General features: G+C 72.5%; 22 protein-coding genes and 2 tRNA genes. 12 read left to right on the top strand and 12 right to left on the bottom strand.

The genetic code is table 11. The annotated features are described in order from the left end of the window. Nucleotides 1-48 precede the first annotated feature (48 nt). The 5 genes from ACOJUI_RS10540 to ACOJUI_RS10560 form a co-directional block, all read right to left on the bottom strand. On the bottom strand, nt 49-789 hold the full coding sequence (locus ACOJUI_RS10540) for an esterase/lipase family protein (RefSeq protein ID WP_422114922.1): 741 nt from the start codon (nt 787-789) through the stop codon (nt 49-51). Nucleotides 790-797: 8 nt separating this feature from the next. Further along, complete coding sequence (locus ACOJUI_RS10545; RefSeq protein ID WP_422114923.1) at nt 798-1,604, bottom strand: alpha/beta fold hydrolase; 807 nt, start codon at nt 1,602-1,604, stop codon at nt 798-800. A gap of 103 nt (nt 1,605-1,707) precedes the next feature. Further along, nucleotides 1,708-1,783, bottom strand: a tRNA-Arg gene (locus ACOJUI_RS10550). 78 nt (nt 1,784-1,861) lie between these two features. After that, nucleotides 1,862-2,917 (bottom strand): tRNA (adenosine(37)-N6)-threonylcarbamoyltransferase complex transferase subunit TsaD, encoded by a 1,056-nt coding sequence (gene tsaD, locus ACOJUI_RS10555; protein ID WP_422114924.1) that lies wholly within the window; start codon nt 2,915-2,917, stop codon nt 1,862-1,864. Beyond that, nucleotides 2,914-3,765 (bottom strand): M23 family metallopeptidase, encoded by an 852-nt coding sequence (locus ACOJUI_RS10560; RefSeq protein WP_422114925.1) that lies wholly within the window; start codon nt 3,763-3,765, stop codon nt 2,914-2,916. Before ACOJUI_RS10560 ends, tsaD begins: the two co-directional genes overlap by 4 nt. Nucleotides 3,766-4,112: 347 nt before the next feature. Between ACOJUI_RS10560 and ACOJUI_RS10565 the strand changes: the two genes are divergently transcribed. The 5 genes from ACOJUI_RS10565 (at nt 4,113) to ACOJUI_RS10585 (ending at nt 10,945) form a co-directional block, all read left to right on the top strand. Next, nucleotides 4,113-4,910, top strand: a complete 798-nt coding sequence (locus ACOJUI_RS10565; protein ID WP_422114926.1) for a response regulator transcription factor — start codon at nt 4,113-4,115, stop codon at nt 4,908-4,910. Beyond that, nucleotides 4,907-6,019 carry a sensor histidine kinase gene (locus ACOJUI_RS10570; RefSeq protein WP_422114927.1) on the top strand — a complete coding sequence of 371 codons (1,113 nt, stop codon included), beginning with the start codon at nt 4,907-4,909 and terminating at the stop codon, nt 6,017-6,019. The genes ACOJUI_RS10565 and ACOJUI_RS10570 overlap by 4 nt, the downstream gene beginning before the upstream one ends. 139 nt (nt 6,020-6,158) lie before the next feature. After that, the gene (locus ACOJUI_RS10575) at nt 6,159-10,010 is read left to right on the top strand and encodes a multifunctional oxoglutarate decarboxylase/oxoglutarate dehydrogenase thiamine pyrophosphate-binding subunit/dihydrolipoyllysine-residue succinyltransferase subunit (RefSeq protein WP_422114928.1); all 3,852 of its coding nucleotides are present in this window, start codon (nt 6,159-6,161) and stop codon (nt 10,008-10,010) included. An 82-nt stretch (nt 10,011-10,092) separates the two neighbouring features. Continuing rightward, complete coding sequence (locus tag ACOJUI_RS10580; RefSeq protein WP_422114929.1) at nt 10,093-10,737, top strand: GDSL-type esterase/lipase family protein; 645 nt, start codon at nt 10,093-10,095, stop codon at nt 10,735-10,737. Between the two features lie 133 nt (nt 10,738-10,870). After that, nucleotides 10,871-10,945, top strand: a complete 75-nt coding sequence (locus tag ACOJUI_RS10585) for a 50S ribosomal protein bL37 (protein WP_370540782.1) — start codon at nt 10,871-10,873, stop codon at nt 10,943-10,945. Between the two features lie 85 nt (nt 10,946-11,030). Here the strand turns inward: ACOJUI_RS10585 and rsrA are convergent, their stop codons facing one another. Continuing rightward, nucleotides 11,031-11,363 (bottom strand): mycothiol system anti-sigma-R factor, encoded by a 333-nt coding sequence (gene rsrA, locus ACOJUI_RS10590; RefSeq protein ID WP_422114930.1) that lies wholly within the window; start codon nt 11,361-11,363, stop codon nt 11,031-11,033. Continuing rightward, nucleotides 11,360-12,058, bottom strand: coding sequence for a sigma-70 family RNA polymerase sigma factor (locus tag ACOJUI_RS10595; protein ID WP_422114931.1), 699 nt, complete (start codon nt 12,056-12,058; stop codon nt 11,360-11,362). Before ACOJUI_RS10595 ends, rsrA begins: the two co-directional genes overlap by 4 nt. A 231-nt stretch (nt 12,059-12,289) precedes the next feature. Here ACOJUI_RS10595 and ACOJUI_RS10600 point away from each other — a divergent pair, with 231 nt between their 5' ends. The 6 genes from ACOJUI_RS10600 (at nt 12,290) to ACOJUI_RS10625 (ending at nt 18,277) form a co-directional block, all read left to right on the top strand. Further along, the gene (locus tag ACOJUI_RS10600; RefSeq protein ID WP_422114932.1) at nt 12,290-12,856 is read left to right on the top strand and encodes a hypothetical protein; all 567 of its coding nucleotides are present in this window, start codon (nt 12,290-12,292) and stop codon (nt 12,854-12,856) included. A 5-nt stretch (nt 12,857-12,861) separates the two neighbouring features. After that, the gene (aroA, locus tag ACOJUI_RS10605) at nt 12,862-14,187 is read left to right on the top strand and encodes a 3-phosphoshikimate 1-carboxyvinyltransferase (protein ID WP_422117653.1); all 1,326 of its coding nucleotides are present in this window, start codon (nt 12,862-12,864) and stop codon (nt 14,185-14,187) included. Next, complete coding sequence (gene rsgA / locus ACOJUI_RS10610) at nt 14,184-15,251, top strand: ribosome small subunit-dependent GTPase A (protein WP_422114933.1); 1,068 nt, start codon at nt 14,184-14,186, stop codon at nt 15,249-15,251. Before aroA ends, rsgA begins: the two co-directional genes overlap by 4 nt. 47 nt (nt 15,252-15,298) lie before the next feature. After that, nucleotides 15,299-16,093: an inositol monophosphatase family protein gene (locus ACOJUI_RS10615; RefSeq protein WP_422114934.1), complete on the top strand. Its 795-nt coding sequence runs from the start codon at nt 15,299-15,301 to the stop codon at nt 16,091-16,093. A gap of 128 nt (nt 16,094-16,221) precedes the next feature. Continuing rightward, nucleotides 16,222-17,442 carry a pyrophosphate--fructose-6-phosphate 1-phosphotransferase gene (locus ACOJUI_RS10620; protein WP_422114935.1) on the top strand — a complete coding sequence of 407 codons (1,221 nt, stop codon included), beginning with the start codon at nt 16,222-16,224 and terminating at the stop codon, nt 17,440-17,442. Nucleotides 17,443-17,590: 148 nt separating this feature from the next. Further along, complete coding sequence (locus ACOJUI_RS10625; protein WP_422114936.1) at nt 17,591-18,277, top strand: C2 family cysteine protease; 687 nt, start codon at nt 17,591-17,593, stop codon at nt 18,275-18,277. Between the two features lie 14 nt (nt 18,278-18,291). Here the strand turns inward: ACOJUI_RS10625 and ACOJUI_RS10630 are convergent, their stop codons facing one another. The 5 genes from ACOJUI_RS10630 to ACOJUI_RS10650 form a co-directional block, all read right to left on the bottom strand. Further along, on the bottom strand, nt 18,292-18,936 hold the full coding sequence (locus ACOJUI_RS10630) for an SGNH/GDSL hydrolase family protein (protein WP_422114937.1): 645 nt from the start codon (nt 18,934-18,936) through the stop codon (nt 18,292-18,294). A gap of 63 nt (nt 18,937-18,999) precedes the next feature. Beyond that, nucleotides 19,000-19,371: a hypothetical protein gene (locus ACOJUI_RS10635; protein WP_422114938.1), complete on the bottom strand. Its 372-nt coding sequence runs from the start codon at nt 19,369-19,371 to the stop codon at nt 19,000-19,002. 118 nt (nt 19,372-19,489) lie between these two features. Further along, complete coding sequence (locus ACOJUI_RS10640; RefSeq protein ID WP_422114939.1) at nt 19,490-19,966, bottom strand: DUF2975 domain-containing protein; 477 nt, start codon at nt 19,964-19,966, stop codon at nt 19,490-19,492. 127 nt (nt 19,967-20,093) lie between these two features. Next, nucleotides 20,094-20,167 (bottom strand) — tRNA-Met (locus ACOJUI_RS10645). Between the two features lie 171 nt (nt 20,168-20,338). After that, nucleotides 20,339-23,422 carry a UPF0182 family protein gene (locus ACOJUI_RS10650; protein ID WP_422117654.1) on the bottom strand — a complete coding sequence of 1,028 codons (3,084 nt, stop codon included), beginning with the start codon at nt 23,420-23,422 and terminating at the stop codon, nt 20,339-20,341. 180 nt (nt 23,423-23,602) lie between these two features. Here ACOJUI_RS10650 and ACOJUI_RS10655 point away from each other — a divergent pair, with 180 nt between their 5' ends. Then, complete coding sequence (locus ACOJUI_RS10655; protein WP_422114940.1) at nt 23,603-24,142, top strand: PPA1309 family protein; 540 nt, start codon at nt 23,603-23,605, stop codon at nt 24,140-24,142. The last annotated feature ends 6 nt before the right edge of the window (nt 24,143-24,148 follow it).

The following is a 24,148-nucleotide window of genomic DNA, read 5'->3' on the forward strand; positions in this document are numbered from 1 at the left end:
CGCCGCAGGAGCCGGGACGTCGCCGCGGCGATGCCCCGGCTCCCGCCCTCAGCGCGTGAGCCGCCGGATCCCGTCGAGGACGGCCGCGTGCACCCTGGGGTCGCCGAGCGGCAGGAAATGCCCCCGCGTCCCCAGCTGCACGTTGTGCGCTCCCTCCAGGTGGCTGCCACCGGGGATGTGCGGGTCGAAGCGGCCGTAGACGGAGACGATGTGCTGATCGACGTGGCGGCTGGCGGCGAGCTCGGCCAGCTCGGGAGACCGCGGCAGGAAGACGCGCAGGGCGGGCAGCGGCAGCAGGCGGGCCAGCGGGGAGCCCGAGAACGGGGTGTTCAGCGCCACCAGTCCCCGGATCACGCCGTGCGGGTTGTGACGGGCCAGCAGCAGCTTGCCGATCAGCCCGCCCTTGCTGTGGGCCACCAGCACGCAGCGCTCGATGCCCTCGGTGCGGAGGAACCCGTCCACCAGCTCCGCCATCTCCTCGATGATGCCGCCGTTGTACCCCAGCTCGACGACGGCGCGCACGTCGCAGCCGTGCCGGCGCAGCACGTCGGCCACCGGGAGCATGAAGGCCCAGGTCTCGTAGATGCCCGGCAGCAGCACCACCACGAGCCGGTCCGGACCGGGACGGCGGTACGCGCGCGGGTCAGGGCGGCGCACCACGGCGGCCACCTGCCAGCGCAGGGCGTAGGCGTAGTCCCGGACCCAGGCTCCCAGGTTGATGCCGAGCTCGCGGGTCATCGCGAGCAGGCGGCCCGGTCGCTCCGGGGACGGCCGGTCCGTGCGCCGCATCCGACCGCTCATGCGCTCGGGACCGCGTGCGGACCGGGACGGCGGCCGGTGACGGCGGCGAGGAACGGCGCACAGGCGGCGGCGAGCTGGTGCGGCCGGTTGTGCTGGACGTTGTGGGGGCCTCCGGGGACCTCCGTCGCCTCGGCGTTCGGGGCCAGGCCCGCCAGCCGGCGCACCCACGCCGCCGAGGCGATCGGGTCCCGCGCCCCGCGCACCACGAGCCCCGGCACGGTGCAGCGCACGATGGCCTCCTCGGTGCGGTCGGCGAGCATGTGCCGGGCGGTGCGCAGGTACCGCAGCGGGCCCATCCGCAGGTAGTTGCGGACCACCACGACATTGGTGGCGGGCGCTTCGCGCAGGGTGTCCCGCAGCAGCCGCCAGGCCTGGCCGGGCAGGCTGCGCGCGGCCGGGTCCACGGTGGGGCCGATCAGCAGGTAGCCGGCGCACAGGCCGGGATGCCCGGCGACGGCGTCCGCGACGATCTGGCAGCCCATGGAGTGGCCCACGAGGACCGGGGCCTCCCGTCCCAGCGCCCGCACCACCCCCGCGACCACCTCGCCCAGCTCCGCCACGGTCAGCACGCGGGCCGGCGTGGGCGTCCTGCCGTAGCCGGGCAGGTCCAGGGCGTAGACGTCGTGCGTGGCGGCGAGCAGGTCGGCGAAGGGCAGGAAGTACTCCCCCGACATGCCGATCCCGTGCACCAGCACGATCGGCGGACGCTGGGTCGCGAAGGTCCCGCGCACGTCCACCGCCTGGCCGCCGACGTGCAGGCGCCGGGTGCGGAGCCCGGCGCCGGGCTGGTTCTGCTGGGGCACCAGTCGTCCCTTCCTGGGTCCTGCCGGCTGGGTCGGGGCTGCTCGTCCGCGCCGACGACGAAGGTCCGTCGGCCAGGCATCTCTGCTGGCCGACGGACCTCGTTGGTGCCCGCGACAGGATTCGAACCTACGACCTTCTGCTCCGGAGGCAGACGCTCTATCCACTGAGCTACGCGGGCCGACCAGGGAAGTCTAGCAACACCTGGCGGCTCAGGACGGACCTGGGGCGGACGCGGGGCCGCGGTGTGAGCGGTGCCTCACGCCAGCGGCAGCTGGGCCCCGTGCAGGACGGCCGAGGGATCCGCGGCGATGCGCAGTCCGCTGGGCTCGGCGCCGGAGCGCACCAGCAGGTCGCCGACGGCGGCGATCATGGCGCCGTTGTCGGTGCACAGGCGCGGCGGCGGGATCCGCAGGGCGATGCCGGCGGCGTCGCAGCGCTCCTGGGCCACGGCGCGCAGCCGCGTGTTCGCGGCGACCCCGCCCACGATGACCAGGGTGTCCAGACCGCGCTGCTGGACCGCGCGCAGCGCCTTGGTGACCAGCACGTCCACCACGGCCTGCTCGAAGGAGGCGGCGATGTCCGCGACCGGCACCGGCTCCCCGGCCCGCTCGAGGGTCTCGACGGTGCGGGCGACGGAGGTCTTCAGGCCCGAGAACGAGAAGGTGAACGGCGGATCCTTCGGGCGCAGCATGGCCCGCGGGAAGGCGAAGGCGGCGGGGTCCCCGTCCACCGCGGCGCGGGAGATGGCCGGGCCGCCGGGGTAGCCGAGCCCGAGCAGACGGGCGACCTTGTCGAAGGCCTCGCCCGCGGCGTCGTCGAGGGTGTCGCCGAGGTGCTCGATCGGGTCCCGCACCAGGTCGCCGACGGCGAGGATCGAGGTGTGGCCGCCGGAGACGATCAGCACGATGCTGCGCTCGGGCAGCGGACCGTGCTCGAGGGTGTCGGCGGCGGCGTGGCCCGCGAGGTGGTGGACGCCGTAGAGCGGGCGGTCCAGCGCCCAGGCCACCGACTTGGCGGCGGCCAGGCCCACATGGACGGCCGTGGCCAGTCCCGGGCCCGAGGTGACGGCGACGTGGGTGATGTCGCCGAGCTCCACCCCCGCGTCGGCGAGGGCGATCTGCAGGGTGGGGACCGCGGCGTCGAGGTGCGCGCGGGCCGCGATCTCGGGGACCACTCCCCCGAACTCGGAGTGCTGGGCGGCGCTCGAGGCGAGGCCCTGGCCGAGCAGCACGCCCTCGGAGACGATCCCGAAGCCGGTCTCGTCGCAGGAGGACTCGACCCCCAGGACGACCGGGGCGCCGGAGGCGGTCACCGCAGGATCGACATCGGGTCGGAGTAGTTGCCCGCCCCGTCCATGGTCGCGAAGTGCAGGTGGCAGCCGGTGGAGCGGCCGGTGTTGCCGACGTAGCCGATGACGTCGCCGGCGGCGACGGTGGCGCCCTCGGAGGTGTTGTAGCCCTGGAGGTGGTAGTAGCCGGTGATGGTGCCGTTGCCGTGATCGATCTTGATGCGCTTGCCGGAGGCGCTGGTGCGCTCGACGGCGACGACGGTGCCGGACTGGGCGGCGTGGACCGGGGTGCCGCAGGCGGAGCCGAAGTCGACGCCGTTGTGGCCCTTGAAGTAGCCGAGCACCGGGTGGATGCGACCGCCGAAGCCGGAGGTGATGGGGCCGTCGACCGGGCGGAGGTAGCCGGAGCCGCCGATGGGGGCGGCAGCGCCGTCGCCGTCCGGGGCGGCCTCGGGGTCGACCACGGGCTCGGGCTCGGGCAGCTCGATCTCGATGCCGGTGCCCTGCTCCTCGGCGGGCTCGGCTGCGGGAGCGGTGCGCTCCTCCGTGCGACTCGCCGCGGCGTCCTCGGTGCGGGTCTCCACGGCCTGCTCGGCGGGGGCCTCGGCGGCGGGCAGCGCGACCGGGGCGACCGCGGCCGGCGCGGCGACGGCGGGCTGCGACTGGCTCTGGGCGGCGGTCTCGCCCTCGAGGGCGGCGTCGTCGACACCGGCCGCGGCGGCGGCCAGCGGAGCGGCGATGGTGGCGGTGGCGAGGGCTCCGAGGACGCCGACCTTCAGGGCGCTCGCGGGGAGCGCTGCGTCTCGATGAGTTCCTCCGACGGCCCGGTGCTTGCGCACCGTGGCGCGTCCGTCGGCGCGATGATTCGCCACGTTCTGACCTGCTTCCCTTGCGAGTGCATAGATTCCGGTGAAGACGTCTGTCCGAGCGCGACGCCGGACAGGGGAAGTACGCGTCGCCGAACAACCTGGATCAACCTATGGGCTCCCCCGCGGCGCTGACGAGGACGCCAACCGGCTCATTGCCAAGTTTTTGCCGTGACGCCCCAAAGGTTGCCCGGTCTTGAAGAGAGCACCCGTTCACGATGGTCGCGGGTCACTTTCCCGGGCTTTCCACGACGTCCGCGTCACATCCGCGGACGGATCCGGCGCCGTTCCCGCGCGGCCCGGACGGCGGGCGCCGCCCCGGCGCTGCAAGGGGCGCGGATTACAGTGGCGCCATGTCGATGCCGGAGCAGAGCCCAGCACCCCGCAGCCAGAGCGTGCGCGTGGTGGTGATCGAGGACGAGCCGACCATCGGCCGCGCGATCGCCGACCGGCTGACCGCGGAGGGCTGGGAGGTCACCACCGCCGTGGACGGACCCTCCGGGGTGCGGACCGTCGCCGAGGTGCGCCCCGACGTGGTGGTGCTGGACGTCATGCTGCCCGGCTTCGACGGGCTCGAGGTGTGCCGTCGCATCCAGGCCGACGAGCCGGTGCCGGTGCTCATGCTCACCGCGCGCGACGACGAGACCGACATGCTGGTGGGCCTCGGCGTCGGGGCCGACGACTACATGACCAAGCCGTTCTCTATCCGGGAGCTGGTGGCGCGGCTGAAGGCCCTGCTGCGGCGGGTGCGCCGCGCCGAGGCCCAGGGTCCGAGCGAGACCGAGAAGCAGGAGGCGCTGCAGATCGGCGACCTCGTCATCGACCGCGCCGGGCGCCGGGTGATGCGCGCCGGCGTGCCCGCCCACCTCACGCCCACCGAGTTCGACCTGCTGCTGTGCCTGGCCGGCGCCCCGGGCACCGTGCTCACCCGCGAGCAGCTGCTGGCCGACGTCTGGGACTGGGTGGACGCCACCGGCACCCGCACCGTCGACTCCCATGTCAAGGCCCTGCGCCGGAAGCTCGGCGCGGACCTGGTGCGCACGGTGCACGGGGTGGGCTACGCGCTGGAGATCCCGGCGGACCCCGAGGACTCCACGTCCACGGATCCCCGCTCGATGCCCACCCCCGACGAGCCCACCGCCGGCGCGTGAGCGGCCACCGGCCCGTCCCCTCCGCCGCGGACCGGGCCGGCGCCCCGGGTCGGCGCCGGGTCCCGGAGCGGCTCGACGTGCGGCCGCTGGACCGCTTCCGCTCGTTCAAGGTCAAGCTCGGCGTCCTGGTGGCGGCCAGCGTCACGGTCGCCGCCCTGCTCACCCAGGTGAGCATCCGGGCCGGGATCGAGCCGCTGCTGGCCCTGGCCCTGGTGGTGGTCATCGCCCTGGTCTTCACCCAGCTGCTGGCCCGCGGGATGACGTCCCCGCTGCGGGAGATGACCAGCGCCGCCCGCGCCATGGCCCGCGGCGACTACTCCCAGCCGGTGCGGGCCACCAGCCGCGACGAGGTCGGCCAGCTCGCCGCGGCGTTCTCCACCATGGCCAGCGAGCTCGAGCAGACCGATCGCATGCGCCGCGACCTGGTCGCGAACGTCTCCCACGAGCTGCGCACCCCGGTGGCGGGACTGCGCGCCCAGCTGGAGAACCTGGTCGACGGCGTCACCCAGCCGGACCCGGCCGCCCTGGAGGTGGCGCTGACCGAGACGGAGCGGCTCTCCGAGCTGGTGGACCACCTGCTGGACCTCTCCCGGCTCGACGCCGGGGTGGTCGAGCTCGACGTGGAGGACGTCGAGCTCACCCCCTTCCTGCATGAGGTGGTCGACGCCGCGGCCATGGCCACCGGTGGGCGCGACGTGCGCTGGATCGTCGAGGTCGAGCCGCCCGGCCTGTCGGTCACCGCCGATGCCGCCCGGCTCCATCAGGTCATCCACAACCTGCTCGAGAACGCCGCCCGGCACTCCCCGGCCGGGGGCCGCATCCACATCGCCGCGCGCCGCGGCGCCGGGGACGGGGTGCAGATCGACGTGCACGACGAGGGCCCCGGGATCGCGCGGGAGGACCGCTCCCGGGTGTTCGAGCGCTTCCAGCGCGGCGGCTCGGCCGATTCCTCCGGGGGCACCGGACTGGGCCTGGCGATCGCCCGCTGGGCGGTGGGACTGCACGGCGGCACCATCGAGGTGCTCGACGATCCGCGCACCGAGCTCGCCCGCGACGGCCGCTCCTCGCTGATCCGGGTGGAGCTGCCGGGGCGCCCGCCCGCGCCCTGAGGTCGCCCGCCCGTGATGTCCCCCACCCCCGCCCGCGCCGACCAGTCCTCACGTCCGCGGCGGCGCCCGAGCGCGACCCGGTGCCGTTAGGCTGGGTCCATCCGTATCTCTCGACAGTGCGAAGGCTGGCGATCTCAGAGTGTCACAGCAGACACAGGGCTCCGGGACCCCGGAGTTCGGTCCGAATCAATGGCTCGTGGACACGCTCCGCGAGCAGTGGCGACAGGATCCCTCGAGCGTCGACCCGAGTTGGGCGGAGCACTTCTCCGCCGACCACGAGGTGACGTCCGAGTCCTCCGCCGACCCGGGGACCGCCCCGGACTCCTCCGAGGCGGCGACGGAGCCGCCGACGACGAGCTCCCCGGCCCCCGCTGCGCAGGACGCCGACGGGGAGGACCCCGCCGGCCCCGAGTCCCCCGCGCCGAGCGCGCCCCCCGCCGAGACCGCCCCTGCCCGGTCCTCCTCTGCCGCCGCCCCCGCGGCCGCTCCCCAGCCCGCGAAGGAATCCCCTGCCGTGAACGACGCCCCCGCGAAGCCCGCCGCGACGGCCCCCAAGGCCCCGGCCGTCTCGACCACCTCGGACCGGCCCGCCAAGGTCCCCACCACCACCTCGCAGATCCCCGCGGTGGAGCTGCGCGAGCCCCAGCGCGTCAAGCTGCGCGGCCCGGCGGCGGCCGTGGTGCGGAACATGGACGAGTCCCTCGGCGTGCCCACCGCCACCTCGGTGCGCGACGTGCCGGTCAAGCTGCTGTTCGACAACCGCATCGTGATCAACAACCACCTCAAGCGCAACCGGGCCGGGAAGGTGTCCTTCACCCACCTCATCGGCTGGGCGATGATCGAGGCGATCACCGAGATCAAGGACATGAACAACGGCTTCGACGTCGACGAGAAGGGCAAGCCGGTCCTGCTCGAGCGCGAGGACGTCAACTTCGGGCTCGCGATCGACATGCCCCGCCCGGACGGCTCGCGGGGCCTGGTGGTGCCCAACATCAAGGCCGCCCAGCGCTTCGACTTCCACGGCTTCTGGAAGGCCTACGAGGAGGTCGTCCGCAAGGCCCGCGCCGGCAAGCTCACGATGGACGACTTCTCCCACACCACCGTGTCGCTGACCAACCCCGGCGGCATCGGCACCGTGCACTCGATCCCCCGCCTGATGAGCGGCCAGGGCGTGATCGTCGGCGTCGGCGCGATGGACTACCCGGCGCAGTTCCAGGGCGCGAACCCCTCCACCCTCGCGGACCTCGCGATCTCGAAGGTCATGACGCTGACCTCGACCTACGACCACCGCATCATCCAGGGCGCCGCCTCCGGCGAGTTCCTCAAGCGGATGGGCGACAAGCTGCTGGGCCGGGACGGCTTCTACGAGCGCGTCTTCGCCTCCCTGCGCCTGCCCTACCAGCCGGTGCGCTGGGTGCCGGACAACCCCTTCGAGCACACCACCTCGGAGCGCCTGGCGCGGGTGATGGACCTGATCCACTCCTACCGCGTGCGCGGGCACCTGATGGCCGACACCGACCCGCTGCAGTACAAGGTGCGCACCCACCCGGACCTCGACGTGGAGACCTACGGGCTGACCCTGTGGGACCTCGACCGCACCTTCCCCACCCGGGGTCTGGGCGGCAAGGAGGAGCTGACCCTGCGGGAGATCCTGGGGCTGCTGCGCGACTCGTACTGCCGCACCATCGGGGTCGAGTACATGCACATCTCGGACCCCGAGGAGCGCGCCTGGATCCAGCAGAAGATGGAGACCCCGCGCCGGCCCTTCGACAAGACCGAGCACACCCACATCATGGACCGCCTCAATGCCGCCGAGGCGTTCGAGACCTTCCTGCAGACCAAGTTCGTGGGCCAGAAGCGCTTCTCGCTCGAGGGCGGGGAGTCGGTGATCCCGATGCTCGACGCGGTGCTGCACGGCGCCGCCCACGCCGAGCTCGACGAGGTCTGCATCGGCATGTCGCACCGCGGCCGGCTCAACGTGCTCTCGAACCTCGCCGGGAAGAGTTACGGCCAGATCTTCCAGGAGTTCGACGGCAACTTCGGGCGCAGCGTCGGCTCCGGCGACGTCAAGTACCACCTGGGCACCGAGGGCACCTACACCTCCCGTGACGGGGCCTCCACCAAGGTCTACCTCGCCGCGAACCCCTCCCACCTGGAGGCGGTCAACCCCGTCCTCGAGGGCATCGCGCGCGCCAAGCAGGACCGTCTCGAGCGGCCCGAGGAGTTCCCGGTGCTGCCGGTGCTCGTGCACGGCGACGCGGCCTTCGCGGGCCAGGGCGTGGTCACCGAGACCCTGAACCTCTCCGAGCTGCGCGGCTACCGCACCGGCGGGACGATCCACGTCATCATCAACAACCAGATCGGCTTCACCACCCTGCCGGACTCCTCGCGGTCCTCGTACTACTCGACCGACGTCGCGAAGTCGACCCAGCTGCCGATCTTCCACGTCAACGGCGACGATCCCGAGGCCTGCGTGCGGGTCGCCGAGATCGCCTTCGAGTACCGCCAGAAGTTCCGCCGCGACGTGGTCATCGACCTGGTCTGCTACCGCCGGCGCGGCCACAACGAGGGCGACGACCCCTCGATGACCCAGCCCGAGATGTACAAGCTGATCGGCGAGAAGCCCTCGACCCGCAAGCTGTACATGGAGGCGCTGATCGAGCGCGGCGACCTCACCGAGGAGGAGACCCAGGGCCTGGTGCGCAACTTCCAGGAGCACCTGGACGAGGCGTTCGCCGCCACCCGCGCGGACTCCGCCTCCTCCAACGCCGATCCCGAGGACAGCGTCCACGGCCTGGACCTGCCCGCCTCCCAGCGCGGCTCGGAGGACCCCGACGAGGTGGAGACGGCGGTCGAGGCCTCGGTGCTGGAGCGGATCGGCGAGGCCCATGGCGAGGTGCCGGCCTCCTTCACCGTGCACCCGAAGCTGACCGCGCTGCTCGAGCGGCGCCGCCAGATGGTCACCGAGGGCGGCATCGACTGGGCCTTCGGCGAGCTGCTCGCCTTCGGCTCCCTGCTGATGCAGGGCCGTCGGGTGCGCCTGGCCGGTCAGGACTCGCGGCGCGGCACCTTCGTGCAGCGCCACAGCGTGCTGATCGACCACGAGCACGGCGACACCTGGACCCCCCTGTCCTACCTGACCGAGGACCAGGCCCGCTTCAACGTCTACGACTCCTCGCTCTCGGAGTTCGCGGCGCTCGGCTTCGAGTACGGCTACTCGGTCGAGAGCCCGCAGTCGCTGGTGCTGTGGGAGGCGCAGTTCGGCGACTTCGTCAACGGCGCGCAGACCATCATCGACGAGTTCATCTCCGCCTCCGAGCAGAAGTGGGGCCAGAACTCCAGCGTGGTCCTCCTGCTCCCCCACGGCTACGAGGGCCAGGGCCCGGACCACTCCTCCGCCCGCATCGAGCGCTTCCTCCAGCTGTGCGCGGAGGACAACATGCGGGTGGCGGCACCGTCGACCCCGGCCAGCTACTTCCACCTGCTGCGCAAGCAGGCGCTGACCGAGCCGAAGCGCCCGCTGATCGTGTTCACCCCGAAGTCGATGCTGCGCAACAAGGCCGCGGTCAGCGCCGTCGAGGACTTCACCAGCGGCACCTTCGAGCCGGTGCTGCCCGACACCACGGTCGACCCGTCCGCGGTGCGCCGGGTGCTGCTGGCCTCCGGCAAGCTCTACTGGGACCTGGTCGCGCGCCGGGCCAAGACCGACGCGACCGACACCGCCATCGTGCGCGTCGAGCAGCTGTACCCGCTGCCCGCCGAGCAGCTGAGGACCATCCTGGACGCCTACCCGGAGGCCCCGCTGACCTGGGTCCAGGAGGAGCCGCAGAACCAGGGCGCCTGGGGCTTCATGGCGATGAACTTCGCCGTGGAGGTCGGTCGCACCCTGCGGGTCGTCGCGCGCCCCGCCTCCGCCTCGCCGGCCACCGGGTCGAACTCGACCCACAAGATCGAGCAGGAGGATCTGCTCGACCGCGCCTTCGAGTCCTGAGCGGCCGGTGCGGGGCGTGGTCACCCGCGCCCCGCACCGCCGTTAGAGTTGACGTTCCCGTCCCAGGCCCAGGAGGTCCCCGGTGCACATCGTGCCCACATCGCCCGCCCCGGCTCCGGATGCCCGGATCCGCATCATCGCGCTCGGCGACGAGCTCCTCGCCGGCGTCGGGGACGCCCGCGCCCTGGGCTGGCTGGGCCGCGCGGTCGCCAGCGAGCAGGGCGCCCGCAGCCGGATCGACCTGTTCACGGCCGCGCTGCCGGGCGAGACCTCGGCCCAGCTCGCCGACCGCTGGGACGCCGACGTGCAGCGCCGCTTCTCCACCCCGGGCCAGGCCGACGGCAGCGTCGACCACCGGGTGGTGCTGGCGATGGGACGCGCCGACATCGAGGCCGGGATCTCCCTGGCCCGCTCCCGGCTCAACCTCGCCAAGATCCTCGACGGACTGGAGCGGCTGCGCATCCCCGTCTTCGTGGTGGGTCCGCCGCCCAGCCGCGATGCGGGCCTGACCACCGCCGTGCGCGAGCTGTCCAGCGCCTTCGAGGACGTCTGCTCCCGCCGGCGGATCCCCTACATCGACACCGTCGACGGGCTGGTCGGCCACGATCAGTGGGAGAGCGACCTCGCGCGCTCCCCCGGCGACCATCCGGGCCAGACCGGCTACGGGCTGATGGCGTGGCTGGTGCTGCACGGCGGTTTCGGCTCCTGGCTGGGCACCTCCTCCTGAGGGCCGCGCCGGCGCGGGACGGCCGCCGCGTGAGGTCCGCCTCAGCATCGCTGCGGGCGCCGGACCGGGACGGCACCGCCCCTGCCGCTGTGGCACAATCGTCGGGTTCCCCGGGCGAAGGAAGGAGAGCGTGATGAGCAAGCGAGGACGCAAGCGCAAGGCTCGCCGTAAGAACGGCGCGAATCACGGCAAGCGCCCCAACTGCTGACCGTGACGTCGCCGCGAGCGACATGCACGAAGGGCCCCTCCGTCAGGAGGGGCCCTTCGTCGTCGGCGGGCGCTGCGCCCGGCACTCAGGGAGCGCGGTACGTGGTGGTGGAGGTGATGTGCACCGACGTGCCGTCGGCCTCGGTGCGGGTGATCGAGACGCTGCGGCACTGCACCGCGATGCGTTCGCGCAGCTCCGAGGGGGCGCGGTCCGCGCAGCTGCGGCGCACCAGCTCCTTCATCCGTCGCATCCGCTCCCATTCCTCGGCGCACTCGGGGCACTCGTCGGTGTGCCGCTGCATCCGCTCGACCAGCTCACGGGGCAGCTCTCCGTCCAGCGCCTCCTCGAGGCCATAGCGCAGATCGCGGCGGGTGGTCCCGCCGGTGGCCTCCGGCGCGGTGCGGTCGTCCTGGCTCATCGTTCCTCCTCCCGGGGCTCGGATCCGGTGCTCGTGGTGGTCGTGCCCTGCTCGGCCGCGGCCGTCGCCGCCGGCCCGTCCGGGTCCTCGCGCAGGAACCCGCTGCGGTACGCGTAGCCGGAGAGCATCTCGCGCAGCTGCCGGCGCCCCCGGTGCAGCCGGGACATCACGGTGCCGATCGGGGTGTCCATGATCTCCGCGATCTCCTTGTAGGCGAAGCCCTCGACGTCGGCGAGGTAGACCGCGATGCGGTAGTCCTCGCGCAGCTCGCCCAGGGCGTCCTTGACCGCGGAATCGGGCAGGCGGTCCAGCGCCTCGGTCTCCGCCGAGCGCAGTCCGGTGCTGGTGTGGGTGGAGACCTCGGCCAGCTGCCAGTCCTCGACCGTGTCGGTCCAGGCCTCCTTCGGGCGCCGCTGCTGCTTGCGGTAGGTGGAAATGAAGCTGTTGGTGAGGATCCGGTACAGCCAGGCGCGCATGTTCGTGCCCGGCGTGAAGCGGTCACGGGCGCGGAAGGCCTTCATGAAGGTCTCCTGGACCAGGTCCTCCGCATCGTGGGGGTTGCGCGTCATCCGCAGCGCACCGCCGTAGAGCGAGTCGAGGTGGGAGAGCGCCTCCGCCTCGAAGTCGAACTCCGGAGCATCGATGGCGTCCGACGTGCTCGCGTCGGGACTCGGGGCGGGATCTGTCTGGGGCATCGCGCATGAATCTACGCCACCGGCGTGGGCCGGAGCGCGCTCCCTCAGCATCATGGTCATCCGTCGTCCTTCTCCCCGGCTCCCGCCGGCCTCGACCTGTCGGTCAGCAGTCCACCCAGCCCAACGCCCCGGGCATGCGAGATGTTCCCTGCGCGGTAGTCTGGTCATCGGTGACCTGCCGTACACGGCGTCACCGGAGCTCATGACACCCGTCGAGAACGTGAGGACACCATGGCCCTGGTCCGCCGCATCGCCCGCCCCCTGCTCGCCGCCCCCTTCATCTTCGAGGGCGCGCTCACCGCCCTGCACCCCGAGCGGGAGACCGAGGTCTACCCGGAGGCGTTCGAGGCGGCCGACGCCGCGCTCGCCGAGAGCTCCCTGCCGAGCTTCGTGACCACGCGCACCATCGTGCGCGTCAGCGGCGCGGTCGCCGCCGGTGCCGGGTTCCTCTACGCCACCAACCGCGCCCCGCGCGCGGCCGCCGTGACGCTGCTGCTGACCACGTCGGTCGGCTGGGTCGGCCGAAAGAAGGTCTGGGAGCTGCGCGGGGAGGAGCTGACCCAGGAGATCCGCTCGATCCTCACCGACGCCGGCCTGCTGGGCGGCGTGCTGCTGGCCGCGGTCGACCACGACGGCCGCCCCTCCCTCGGCTACCGGGCGAACCGGTTCATCGAGCGCAGCCAGAAGCAGGCCGCCGCGAAGCAGCGCGAGCTCGAGAAGAAGGCCGGGAAGCTCGGGAAGACGGCGAAGGGCAAGGTCGAGAGCGCGCAGAAGCAGCTCGCCGCGCAGAAGCGTTGAGCACGATGGCCTCCGAGGTGCTCTGGAACGCGCCGGTCAGCGACCACCCGGTCGACGCCCTGGTGCGGGTCCCCGGCTCGAAGTCCCTCACCGCCCGGTGGATGCTGCTGGCCGCGGCCGCGCAGGAGCCGTCGGTGCTGCGAGGCGCGCTCGTCTCCCGCGACACCCGCCTGATGCGGGACGCGCTCGAACGGCTCGGTGCCGTGCTCGAGGTCGTCGACGGCGCGCTGCACGTGACGCCGCTGCCGCCCCAGTCGGCGCAGCCCGCCGAGCCCCTCGAGATCCACACCGGCCTGGCGGGCACGGTGATGCGCTTCGTGCCGATGCTGGCGGCGCTGCACCACGGCGACGTGCGCTTCACCGGGGACGATGCCGCGCTGCTGCGCCCGATGGACGCGGTGATCGACGCCCTGCGCCAGCAGGGCGTGGAGGTCACCGAGCACGGCGAGCCCGGCCGCCTGCCGCTGACGGTCCACGGCACCGGCACCCTCCGCGGCGGCCGGGTCGAGATCGACGCCTCCGCCTCCAGCCAGTTCGTCTCCAACGCGCTGCTGGTCGGCGCCCGCGGCGAGGAGGACCTCGAGCTGGTCCACACCGGGCCGCGGCTCCCCTCGCTGCCGCACATCGAGATGACCGTGGAGACCCTGCGCCAGGCGGGGGTCCAGGCGACGCACCGCATCGAGGAGTCCGGCGCCCACGCCTGGAGGGTCGCCCGCGGCAGCATCCGGCCGGTGGAGGTGACCGTCGAGCCCGACCTCTCCAACGCCGGCCCGTTCCTGGCCGCGGCCATGGTCACCGGCGGCACCATCGCGGTGGACGACTGGCCCGAGGTCACCACCCAGCCCGGCGACGCCTACCGCGAACTGCTGACCCGGATGGGCGGCGAGGTCTGGCGCGAGGACCAGGCCGTGTGCGTGCGCGGCACCGGCACGCTGCGCGGCATCGAGGCGGACATGTCCGCCGTCGGCGAGCTGGTGCCGACCATCGCGGCGCTGTGCGCGCTGGCCGACTCCCCGTCGCGGCTCACCGGCATCTCGCACCTGCGCGGCCACGAGACCGATCGGCTGCAGGCGCTGGCCACCGAACTTTCCCGGATCGGGGCGCGGACCGTGGAGCTCGAGGACGGACTGGAGATCACTCCGGGGCCGCTGCACGGGGGCGTCTTCGAGTCCTACGAGGACCATCGCATGGCCACCGCCGGCGCGATCATCGGGCTGAAGGTGCCGGGCCTCCAGGTGGTGGACATCGGCACCACCCAGAAGACCCTGCCCGACTTCGTCGGCATGTGGCTGGGGATGCTGCACCCGGAGCCGGCGGTGAGCGACGCGTGAGCCGTCCGGCCCGCGAGTACGACGAGAGCGACGTCCGGGTCCGCCCCAGCCGGCGCGGCTCCCGGCCCCGCACCAAGGACCGGCCCAAGCACGAGGACGCGATCACGGCCCGGGTGGTGTCGGTGGATCGGGGGCGCTGGCGCACCGTGGTCGACGCCGGCACGGAAGCCGAGCGGGCGGTCACCGCCATGCGGGCACGGGAGCTGGGCCGCTCCCCCATCGTCCCCGGGGACCTGGTGGGGCTGGTCGGGGACGTCTCCGGGCGCGACGGCTCCCTGGCCCGGATCGTGCGGATCAACGAGCGCAGCTCCTTCCTGCGCCGCAGCGCCGACGACGACGACCCCACCGAGCGGCCCCTGGTCGCCAACGTCGACCTGATGGTCATGGTCACCGCGGTCGCGGACCCCGAGCCCCGCGGCGGGATGATCGACCGCTGCCTGGTGGCGGCGTACGTGGCGGGGATCGACGCGCTGCTGGTGCTCACCAAGGCGGATCTGCGCAGCCCCGAGGAGTTCCTGACCACCTACGCGCCGCTGGGCCTCGAGCACGTGGTCACCCGGCTGGAGCGTCCCGAGGAGACCGCGCCGGACCAGCCGGCCGGGATCGTGGGACTTGAGCAGCTGCGGAAGCGGCTGACCGGGCATGTCAGCGTGCTCATCGGACATTCGGGCGTGGGCAAGTCGACGCTGCTGAACGCCCTGGTGCCGGGCACCGAGCGGGCCACCGGCGTGGTCAACGACGTCACCGGCCGGGGCCGGCACACCTCGTCCTCGGCGCTCGCGATGCAGCTGCCGGGCGACGGCGGCTGGGTGATCGACACCCCGGGCGTGCGCTCCTTCGGGCTCGGGCACGTGGACCCCGACGAGCTGCTGGACGCCTTCGCCGACCTGGCCGCGCTCGCCGCGCAGTGCCCGCGCGGCTGCACCCATCTCGAGGACGCCCCGGACTGCGCGCTGGACGCGCTGGTAGCCGCGGGCGGGGCGGGCACCGCCGGACCCGCCCGGCTGGCCTCCTACCGGCGCCTGGCGATCGCCCTGCGCAAGAACGATCCCTGGCAGCTCTGATCGCGTCGCTGCCCCGAGGCCGGGGCCGCGCCCTCTACTGTGGGTCCATGTCCAGCCGCTATGCCGATGATCTGCGCCTGGCCCACGTGCTCGCCGACGCCGTGGACCAGCTGACCATGTCCCGCTTCAAGGCGCAGGACCTGGAGGTCTCCACCAAGCCCGATCTCACCGAGGTCACCGACGCCGACCGGGCCGCGGAGCAGCTGGTGCGCTCCCAGCTCTCCCGCTCGCGCTCCCGCGACCAGGTGATCGGCGAGGAGTTCGGCACCACCGGCTCCGCCTCGCGCCAGTGGGTCGTGGACCCCATCGACGGCACCAGCAACTTCGTGCGCGGGGTGCCGGTCTGGGGCACCCTGATCGGGCTCATCGAGGACGGCCTGCCGGTGATCGGCCTGGTCTCCGCCCCCGCGCTGAACCGCCGCTGGTGGGGCGGGACCGGGGTCGGGGCGTGGACGGGCTCCCGGATCAACAACGCCTCGCGACTCCAGGTCTCCGCCGTCGACAGCATCGAGGAGGCCTCGCTGTCCTACTCCTCGCTGCACGGCTGGGCCGAGCGCGACCGGCTCCCCCAGATGCTCAACCTCATGCAGCGGTTCTGGCGCACCCGCGCCTACGGCGACTTCTGGTCGTACATGCTGGTCGCCGAGGGGGCGGTCGATGCCGCCTGCGAGCCGGACCTGAACCTCCACGACATGGTCGCGCTGGTGCCGATCGTCACCGAGGCCGGTGGCCGCTTCAGCTCGCTGGACGGCGAGGACGGCCCCTTCGGCGGCAATGCGGTGGCGACCAACTCTCTGCTGCACGAGGAGATCCTCGAGGCCCTCGCCGCCCGCGAGGGCTGAGGGAGCCGCGAGGTCCGCGCCCGCCTGCGCCGGCGGGTGTCCAGCCCGGGGCGCGGGAGACGGCACCCAGCGCCTGCTCGGTAGACTGCTGGCGTCGTGACCCCGAACCGTGAAGGGAACCCTTCCCCATGACCGTCAAGCGCGTCGCCCTGCTCACCGCCGGTGGCTATGCCCCCTGCCTGTCCTCCGCCGTCGGCGGCCTCATCGAGCGGTACAACGAGCTGGTGCCCGATGTCGAGATCATCGCCTACAAGCACGGCTACTGGGGCCTGCTCTCCGGCGAGAAGTTCGTCGTCGACGACGAGGTGCGCGCGAAGGCGGGACTGCTGCACAGCTACGGCGGCTCCCCGCTCGGCAACTCCCGCGTCAAGCTCACCAACACCGCGGACCTCGTCGAGCGCCGCCTGATCGAGGAGGGCGAGAACGCCCTCGAGGTGGCCGCGAACAAGCTCAAGGCCGACGGCGTCGACGTTCTGCACACCATCGGCGGCGACGACACCAACACCACCGCCGCGGACCTCGCGAAGTACCTCCACGAGAACGGCCACGAGCTCCAGGTGGTCGGCCTGCCCAAGACCATCGACAACGACATCGTGCCGATCCGCCAGTCCCTCGGCGCCATGTCCGCCGCCGAGCAGACCAGCATCTTCGCGCAGAACATCATCGCCGAGCACGGCTCGAACCCGAAGATGCTGATCATCCACGAGATCATGGGCCGCGCCTGCGGCTACCTCACCGCGCAGGCGGCCGAGTACTACCAGGCCTGGCATGCTCAGCAGGAGTGGCTGCCCTCGATCGGCCACCGCGCCGAGCGCTGGGACGTCCACGCCGTCTACCTGCCCGAGCTGAAGCTCGACATCGAGGGGGAGGCCGAGCGCCTCAAGCAGGTCATGGACGACGCCGGATGCGTGAACATCTTCCTCTCCGAGGGCGCCGGCATCCCCGAGATCGTCGCCGAGATGCAGACCCGCGGCGAGGAGCCCGAGAAGGACCCCTTCGGCCACGTCAAGATCGACACCATCAACCCCGGCCAGTGGTTCGCGAAGCAGTTCGCGGACAAGCTGGGCGCCGAGAAGGTCATGGTCCAGAAGTCGGGCTACTTCTCCCGCTCTGCCAAGGCCAACCCCGAGGACCTGCGCCTGATCAAGTCGATGACCGACCTCGCCGTGCAGGTCGCGCTCGAGGGCGGCTCCGGCCTCATCGGTCACGACGAGGAGCGCGGCGACGTGCTGCGCGCCGTCGAGTTCGAGCGGGTGGCCGGGCACAAGGCCTTCGACATCTCCCAGCCCTGGTTCCACCGGGTCATGGAGCGCACCGGTCAGCAGATCGAGGCGGCCGAGGCCCACTAAGCCCCCGCCCGAGGACCGACGGGGCGCCGCGATGAGCGCGTCCCGTCCCCGCGTGCGCACCTGGCGCCGCACCCTGCGCGCGCTCGCCCCGAGGGGGCGGGCGCGCGTCGCGTCCGGGCCTGCTCGCCCCGCGGGCCCTGACGCACCCGTGCAGCTGGGCCCCGGGCCGCACGGGACGACCCTGCGGGAGGACACCGGTCCGCTCGCCCCGCCGCGGCTGCTGCGGCCCCAGCAGGGGCGCCTCGGGGACTGCTGGGTGATGGCCCCGCTGCTGGCGGTGCACGAGACGAACCCGGAGCGCCTGCGCGCGCTGCTGCGCCCCGAGGGCGACGGGATCGTCGCGGTGCACCTGCCGGCCGTGTCCCGCCCGATCCGGGTGGATCGCCGCCTGCCCGTGGATGCGTCCGGGCGGTGGCTGTACGGGCGCCGGGCCGGGGCGAACCCGGGCTGGGTGGGGGTGCTCGAGAAGGCGATCGCCGCCCATGTCGCCGGCGACTACGCCATCCTCCAGCGCGGATTCGCCCGCTTCGGCCTCGAGGTGGTGCTGGGAGAGCGGGTGCACTCGCAGCTGCGGGCGCCCGGCGCCGCGCAGATCCTGGCCTGGCGGGCGCAGGGACGCGCGATCGTCGCCTCCACGCACCCCCTCAGCCCGCGGGTGGGGACCGCCGCCGGGACCCTGCCGGCCAACCACGTGTTCGTCGTCGTGGGCGCTGACGCCCGCAGCGGCCAGGTGCAGCTGCGCAACCCGGTGCGCCCCGAGGCGCTGCTCGAGCTCGACGCCGGCAGCTTCCGGCGCGGGTTCATCTCCTTCGACGTCACCGCGCCGCTGGGCTGAGATCTCGACGCGGCTCAGGCGGTCGCCGGGGCCCTGCCGACCACATCGAGCCAGGCATCGGAGATCAGGCGGTGCCCGGCCGGGGTGGGGTGCACGCCGTCCTCCGCGATGCTCGCCGGCGTGTGCCCGACGGCGAGGGCGTGGGCGAGCATCGCCTCGAGATCCACCAGGCGGTGGCCGTACGCGCCGGCGAGGCGGCGGATGATCGCGACCTTGCCGTCGAGGTCCGCGTGGATCCGGGCCTGCTCCTCGTCGACATCCGCGACGAACGGGATCACCAGCACCACCGGCGCGGTCGGCGCCGCGGCGGCGAGCTGGTCCAGCAGGCGCCGGTAGTCCTGCTCGAAGGCCTCCTCGCCGACGTGCTCCCCGCGGGTGTACCGGTGCCAGGAGTCGTTCACGCCCACGAAGATCGTCACCAGGTCGGGGGCGAGGTCGAGGCAGTCGGGGCCGAAGCGCTCCACCAGGTCCGCGACCTTGTGCCCGCCGATCCCCCGATTGATGACCGTCGCGGTGGGTTCGTGGGCCGCATGGTGCTCGGCGAGCAGGCGGACGTAGCCGTGTCCCAGCTCCTGCGGATCCTCGCGGCGGCCGCAGTCGGTGATCGAGTCCCCGATGAACAGGAGTGTGCGGGCTTCCGGTCGCGAGGGAGTGGTCATGGCCTCATGGTGCCAGAGCAGACGTCGACGGCGTCCGCCCTGCTCACCCCTGGACGGTTCTCCTCAGGCAAGCGGCAGCACGTGGTCGTCCGCATCGGTGTCGGGAGCGTTCGGATCGGACGCCGTCGTCACCGCGGTCAGCAGCAGCACGGTGTCGGCGAGGGCCGTGACGCCACGGCGCTGCGCGGGCATCTGGTGGAGGTCGCCCCGTTGCAGGACGAAGGGCTCCTCGGCCTCGACGCGCACGGCGCCGGCGAGCAGGTACAGGGAGGCCGGGACGTCGGAGCGATGGGGAGCGAGGCGCGCCCCCTCGACCAGCGCGACGACCGACTGCTGCAGAGGTCCGCTGCGGACGACGCGGGTGGACGAGACACCTCCGGGGGTCTGCCTCGCTTGATCGATGATGCGGGTGGACACGCTGGTGATGGCGACCATGACGAGCTCCTCAACGATGATGGACTTCCTCAGCCTGGCTACGCTCCTCCCCTGCCTCCTCAATATACGCCGCTTCCAGCGCGGTGGCCTCGGGCCGGGGAGACGCTGCGCCCGGCGATCACCGCACGGCCGCGGCTTCGGTCCGGTGCGGCGTCGCGGAGCGCACCGCGCGGCGGGCTCTGCGCGGCAGGAGCGCGGCGAGGACCGCGGTCGCCAGGCAGGCCGCGGCCCCCAGCATGATCCCGGGACCGCCGACACCGACCACGACCAGCAGATGGAGCATCGTCAGCAGCGGGAGCACCGTCGCCCCGAGCATGCCGAGGGTCAGCACCTGGATCCCTCTCAGCGCCCCGCGCGAAAGCAGGCGCTCCCGGCGCGCCCGCTGGAGGAGCCACCAGAGCGCGCCGATCGCGATCTGGAGGCCGCCGACGGCGAGGATGCCCATCGCGGCATAGGGCCCGACCAGGTGCTGGGTCTCGCGGTGCCCGCCGCCCAGGGCTTCCGCAGCGGCCGGGAGCAGCAGCTGCACGAGGACGGAGCCGACCAGCAGCACGCCGAGCAGCATGCGGAGCGAGGTGGGCGCGCTGCGGTGCATAGGAGGACGATCCCGCGGAACCTATCGACTGTCAATAGGTGCCGGCGAGCGGCGGTCGCGAGCTGCGCCGGGGCATGGAGAAGGGCCCCTGGTCGGTGTTTCCACCGGCCAGGGGCCCTTGTCTTCGTAGCGGGGGCAGGATTTGAACCTACGACCTCCGGGTTATGAGCCCGGCGAGCTACCGAACTGCTCCACCCCGCGTCGACATCCATAACTCTAGGCCCCCTGAGCGCCGGAGTCCAACCCAGCGGCATCGAACGTGTGCCATGCCACGTTCACGGGCCGTTCACCTGCCCCGATGCAGGAACGCCCGACCGCTGCCGGCGTGAGGCCGGCGGCGATCGGGCGTCCTGGCACCGTGGTGCGGGCGGCTCAGCCCTCCCCGCCGTCGGACGGCGGAACCGGTGCTCCGGTGCCGCCCAGCTCCTCGTTGGCCGCGATCGCCCGGTTCAGCGCATCGGCCAGTCGCTCCTGCGCCTCGCCGTAGGCGGTCCAGTCGCCGCCGGCCAGCGCCGTCTCGGCATCGGTCACCGCGGCGTCCATGTCCGTCAGCGCCTGGTCGAGGCGCTCCTCGGCGGAACCGCCCGCGCCCGGAGCGGGCGCCGGAGCCGGCTCCTCACCCTCGGCCGGGGCCTCCCCCGCGGGGGTCTCGACCGTGCCCTCGCCGGTCTCGGTGTCGGCGGTGCCGGAGGGCGCATCGGGGTCGGTGACCGCGGCGTCGCCCGCGTCGGCGCCGGAGTCGCCGCCGAAGACCAGGTCCAGGGCCTCGTCGAGGGTCGGCGCGAAGCCGATCTTCTCCCCGAAGGAGACCAGCACCATCTGCAGCAGCGGGTACTGGGTGCCGCCGCCGGAGGCGGAGGACTGCAGGTAGACCGGCTGCACGTAGAGCAGACCGCCGCCCACCGGGAGGGTGAGCAGGTTGCCGTTGAGCACCTCGGAGTTGCCGGACTTCAGCAGGTTCAGCGCCTGCGAGACGTTCGGCTCCGCGTTGAAGGTGGCCTGCACCTGGCCGGGGCCGTTGACCGGGTTCGAGGTGGGCAGCACCAGCAGGGTGATGTCGCCGAAGCTCTCCGCCGGGTTCCCCTCGGTGCTGCCCGTCTCCGAGTCCACCGCCAGGTACCCGGTGAGCACGTTCTGCCCGTCGAAGGGGATGAAGCTCGAGGAGAGCATGAAGCGCGGGGACTCGGCATCCGGCATCTGCATGGTCAGGTACATCGGCGGCTGCGGGGCCTGCTGGCCGGTGCTGCCGTCGGGGTTGGTCGGGGCCGGGACGGTGGGGTCCGGCGGCACCTGCCAGAAGTCCTGCTGGGTGAAGAAGTCGTCCGCGTCGGTGACGTGGTAGGTCGCCAGGACCTCGCGCTGGGCCTTGAAGAAGTCGGCCGGGTAGCGCAGATGCGCCATCAGCTCGCCGCTGATCGCAGAGGCGGGCTGCAGGGCGTCCGGGAACACCTCGGCCCAGGACTTGAGGATCGGGTCCTCGGTGTCCCAGGTGTACAGCGTCACCGAGCCGTCGAAGGCGCTCACCGTCGCCTTGACCGAGTTGCGCATGTAGTTCGCCGAGCGCTCACGGTTGGCCGCGGAATCGTTCGGGTCGGTCTGGGAGTCGTTGACGGTCTGGTCCAGATCGACCGACTGCGCGTACGGGTACTGGGTGGTGGTGGTGTAGCCGTCGACCACCCACACCATCTCCCCGTCGACCACGGCCGGGTACATATGGGAATCCAGCGACAGGAACGGCGCGACCTCGCGGACCCGTCGCTGCGGATCGCGGTCGTACAGGATCTGGGATTCCTCGTTGAGGTACCCGGAGATCACGATGTTGGGGTCGCGGAACTTGATCGAGTACAGCAGCTGGTTGAAGAAGCCGCCGACGCTGGGGCCGCCCTCGCCCTCGAAGGTGTTGTAGACCTGGTCGCCGCCCTCCTCGTCGTCGGTGCTGCCGCGCTGGTAGTCGAACTCCTCGGGGTTGCTCCCCTCGGGGGCGCCCACGATCGAGTAGTCCGGGGAGTGGCGGCCGAAGTAGACCCGCTCCTCGTAGTCGCCGAAGGCCCCGTCGCCGGGCACGCCGGACTGCAGGAAGCTGGGCTCGCCGTCCGCGTTGCGGCGGTTGCCGTAGGCGGCGGCGGTGCCGTAGCCGTGGGTGTAGATGATGTGCTGGTCCACCCAGGAGCGGTCGGCCAGGCCGAACTTGTCCGGGCGGAGCTCGCGCACGCCGAGCACCGTGTCCTGCAGCTGGCCGTCGATCTCGTAGCGGTCCACGCTCAGCACCTCGTCGAAGCCCCAGTACTGGCGGTTGGCCTCGCGCTGCTCGAAGGTGGGCGAGATGATGTTGGGGTCCATCAGGCGGATCTGCGCGGTGGTCGAGGCGTCCTCGCGCAGGGCGCCGGGCTCGGCGTCGCTGGTGGCCGTGTACGGCACCTCCTCGACGGTATCCAGGTTGAAGGCGGCGCGGGTGGCGTCGATGTTGTTCTGGATGTACGGCTGCTCGAGGGCGCGCTCGTTGGGCTGGACCTGGAACTGCTGGACCGCCCAGGGGTAGAGGTTCCCGACCACCAGGGTGGACAGGATCATCAGGCCCGCGCCGATGGCGGGGATCCGCCAGTCGGAGCGGAAGATCCAGACCACGAACAGCGCGGCGACCACGATCGCGGCGATCGCGAGGATGGTCTGCGCGGGCAGGATCGCGTTGGCGTCCGCGTACGAGGCGCCCTCGAAGCGCGGGTGGGACGCGGTCAGCAGGTCGTAGCGCTGGAACCAGTGCCCGGCGCCCAGCAGCAGCACGTAGATGGTGGCCAGCACGCCGAGGTGGCGGCGCGCCGAGCGGGTGACCTCGAGGCCGTTCTCCTGCCCCCAGCTCACTCCCCCGTAGATGAAGTGGCCGATCAGAGCACCGATCAGGGAGACCAGCAGCACGAACTGGGCGAAGGCGATGAGCATGTCGATCAGCGGGAGCGTGAAGACGTAGAACGAGATGTCGTTGCCGAAGATCGGGTCGACCTCGCCGAAGGACTGCGGGTGCAGGAACAGCTGCACGTCCTGCCAGCGGCGGGACAGCGCCAGGCCGCCGAAGGCCCCGATGATCAGCGGCGCACCGTAGGTCAGTCCACGACGCAGGGGATCCACCGCGGCCCGGAACTGCTCGAGCGCCTCCTGCTCACGGGTGATCGGCGGGTAGACCGGCCGCTTCGTGTAGGCCAGGCGCAGGCTGAGGAACAGCGGCACCGCGAACACCACGAAGCCGCCCAGGAACAGCAGGCCCTGGGTGAGCCAGCGGGTCATCAGCACGTCGGTGTACTCGAGCTGGTCCATCCACAGGTACTTGGTCCACACCTCGGAGGCGATGACCAGGAGGATCACGAGCACGGCGAGCACGCCGAGGGTGATCGCGAGGGGAGAGACCTTCCGCGGCCCGCCGGGGCTCGCATCAGGAGCCGGTCGTGGACGCGGCCGGGGCATGTCGCCGAACTGGGCGGAGAAACTCACGGATAACCTCAGGTGCCTCGGGGTCGGAGCCGGTGGTGCCGCTGCGGCTTCGCAGGGACGGCACCCGGGCTCCGGGTACAGTGTGGTGCCCCCGCGGACAGCGGTGACGACCCCATTCTGTCAGGCCGAACCTGCAAGGAACCTCTCGATCAGATGACGACTCCGGCCCCGGACCCTCTCGACGCCCCCACCGCCGCTCTCGCGGCCGCGGTGCTCGAGGTCGCCCGCCACGTGGAGGACGCCCCGATGCCCGTCCCGCGGCTGTTCGCGCTGGCCCGCAGCGCGGAGCTGACGGCCGCCTCCCCCGCCGTCGCGGCCCTGCTGGGGAGCGACGGCGAGGGCGGGCAGGACGCCCTGCACCTGACCCCGATCGACCTCGACGACGACTCGCCCTCGCTCGGCTCCGCCGCCGTCTCGGATCCGCTGGCGCGGCTGGAGTCCGTGCAGTGGCCGGACCTGGCCGCCGGCGGCGCGATCGCCTGCGACCTCGCCCCCAGCGCCTGGGCGCTGCGCGAGAGCACCGCCGAGGCGGATCTGCCGGAGGGCCGAGCGCTGCGCGTGGTGGTGGCGGCGCTGAGCGACGGCACCACCTTCTCCGCAGTGCGCGGCGACGAGGACGGCTACGTCCTCGGCGCCGCTCTGCTGCCGGACATCTCCGCGGCGCTGCTCCAGACCCTGGGCACCACCGACTGAGCGAGC

It is taken from the genome of Brachybacterium sp. UNK5269 (genome assembly GCF_049266655.1).
In the GTDB taxonomy this organism is placed as follows: domain Bacteria; phylum Actinomycetota; class Actinomycetes; order Actinomycetales; family Dermabacteraceae; genus Brachybacterium.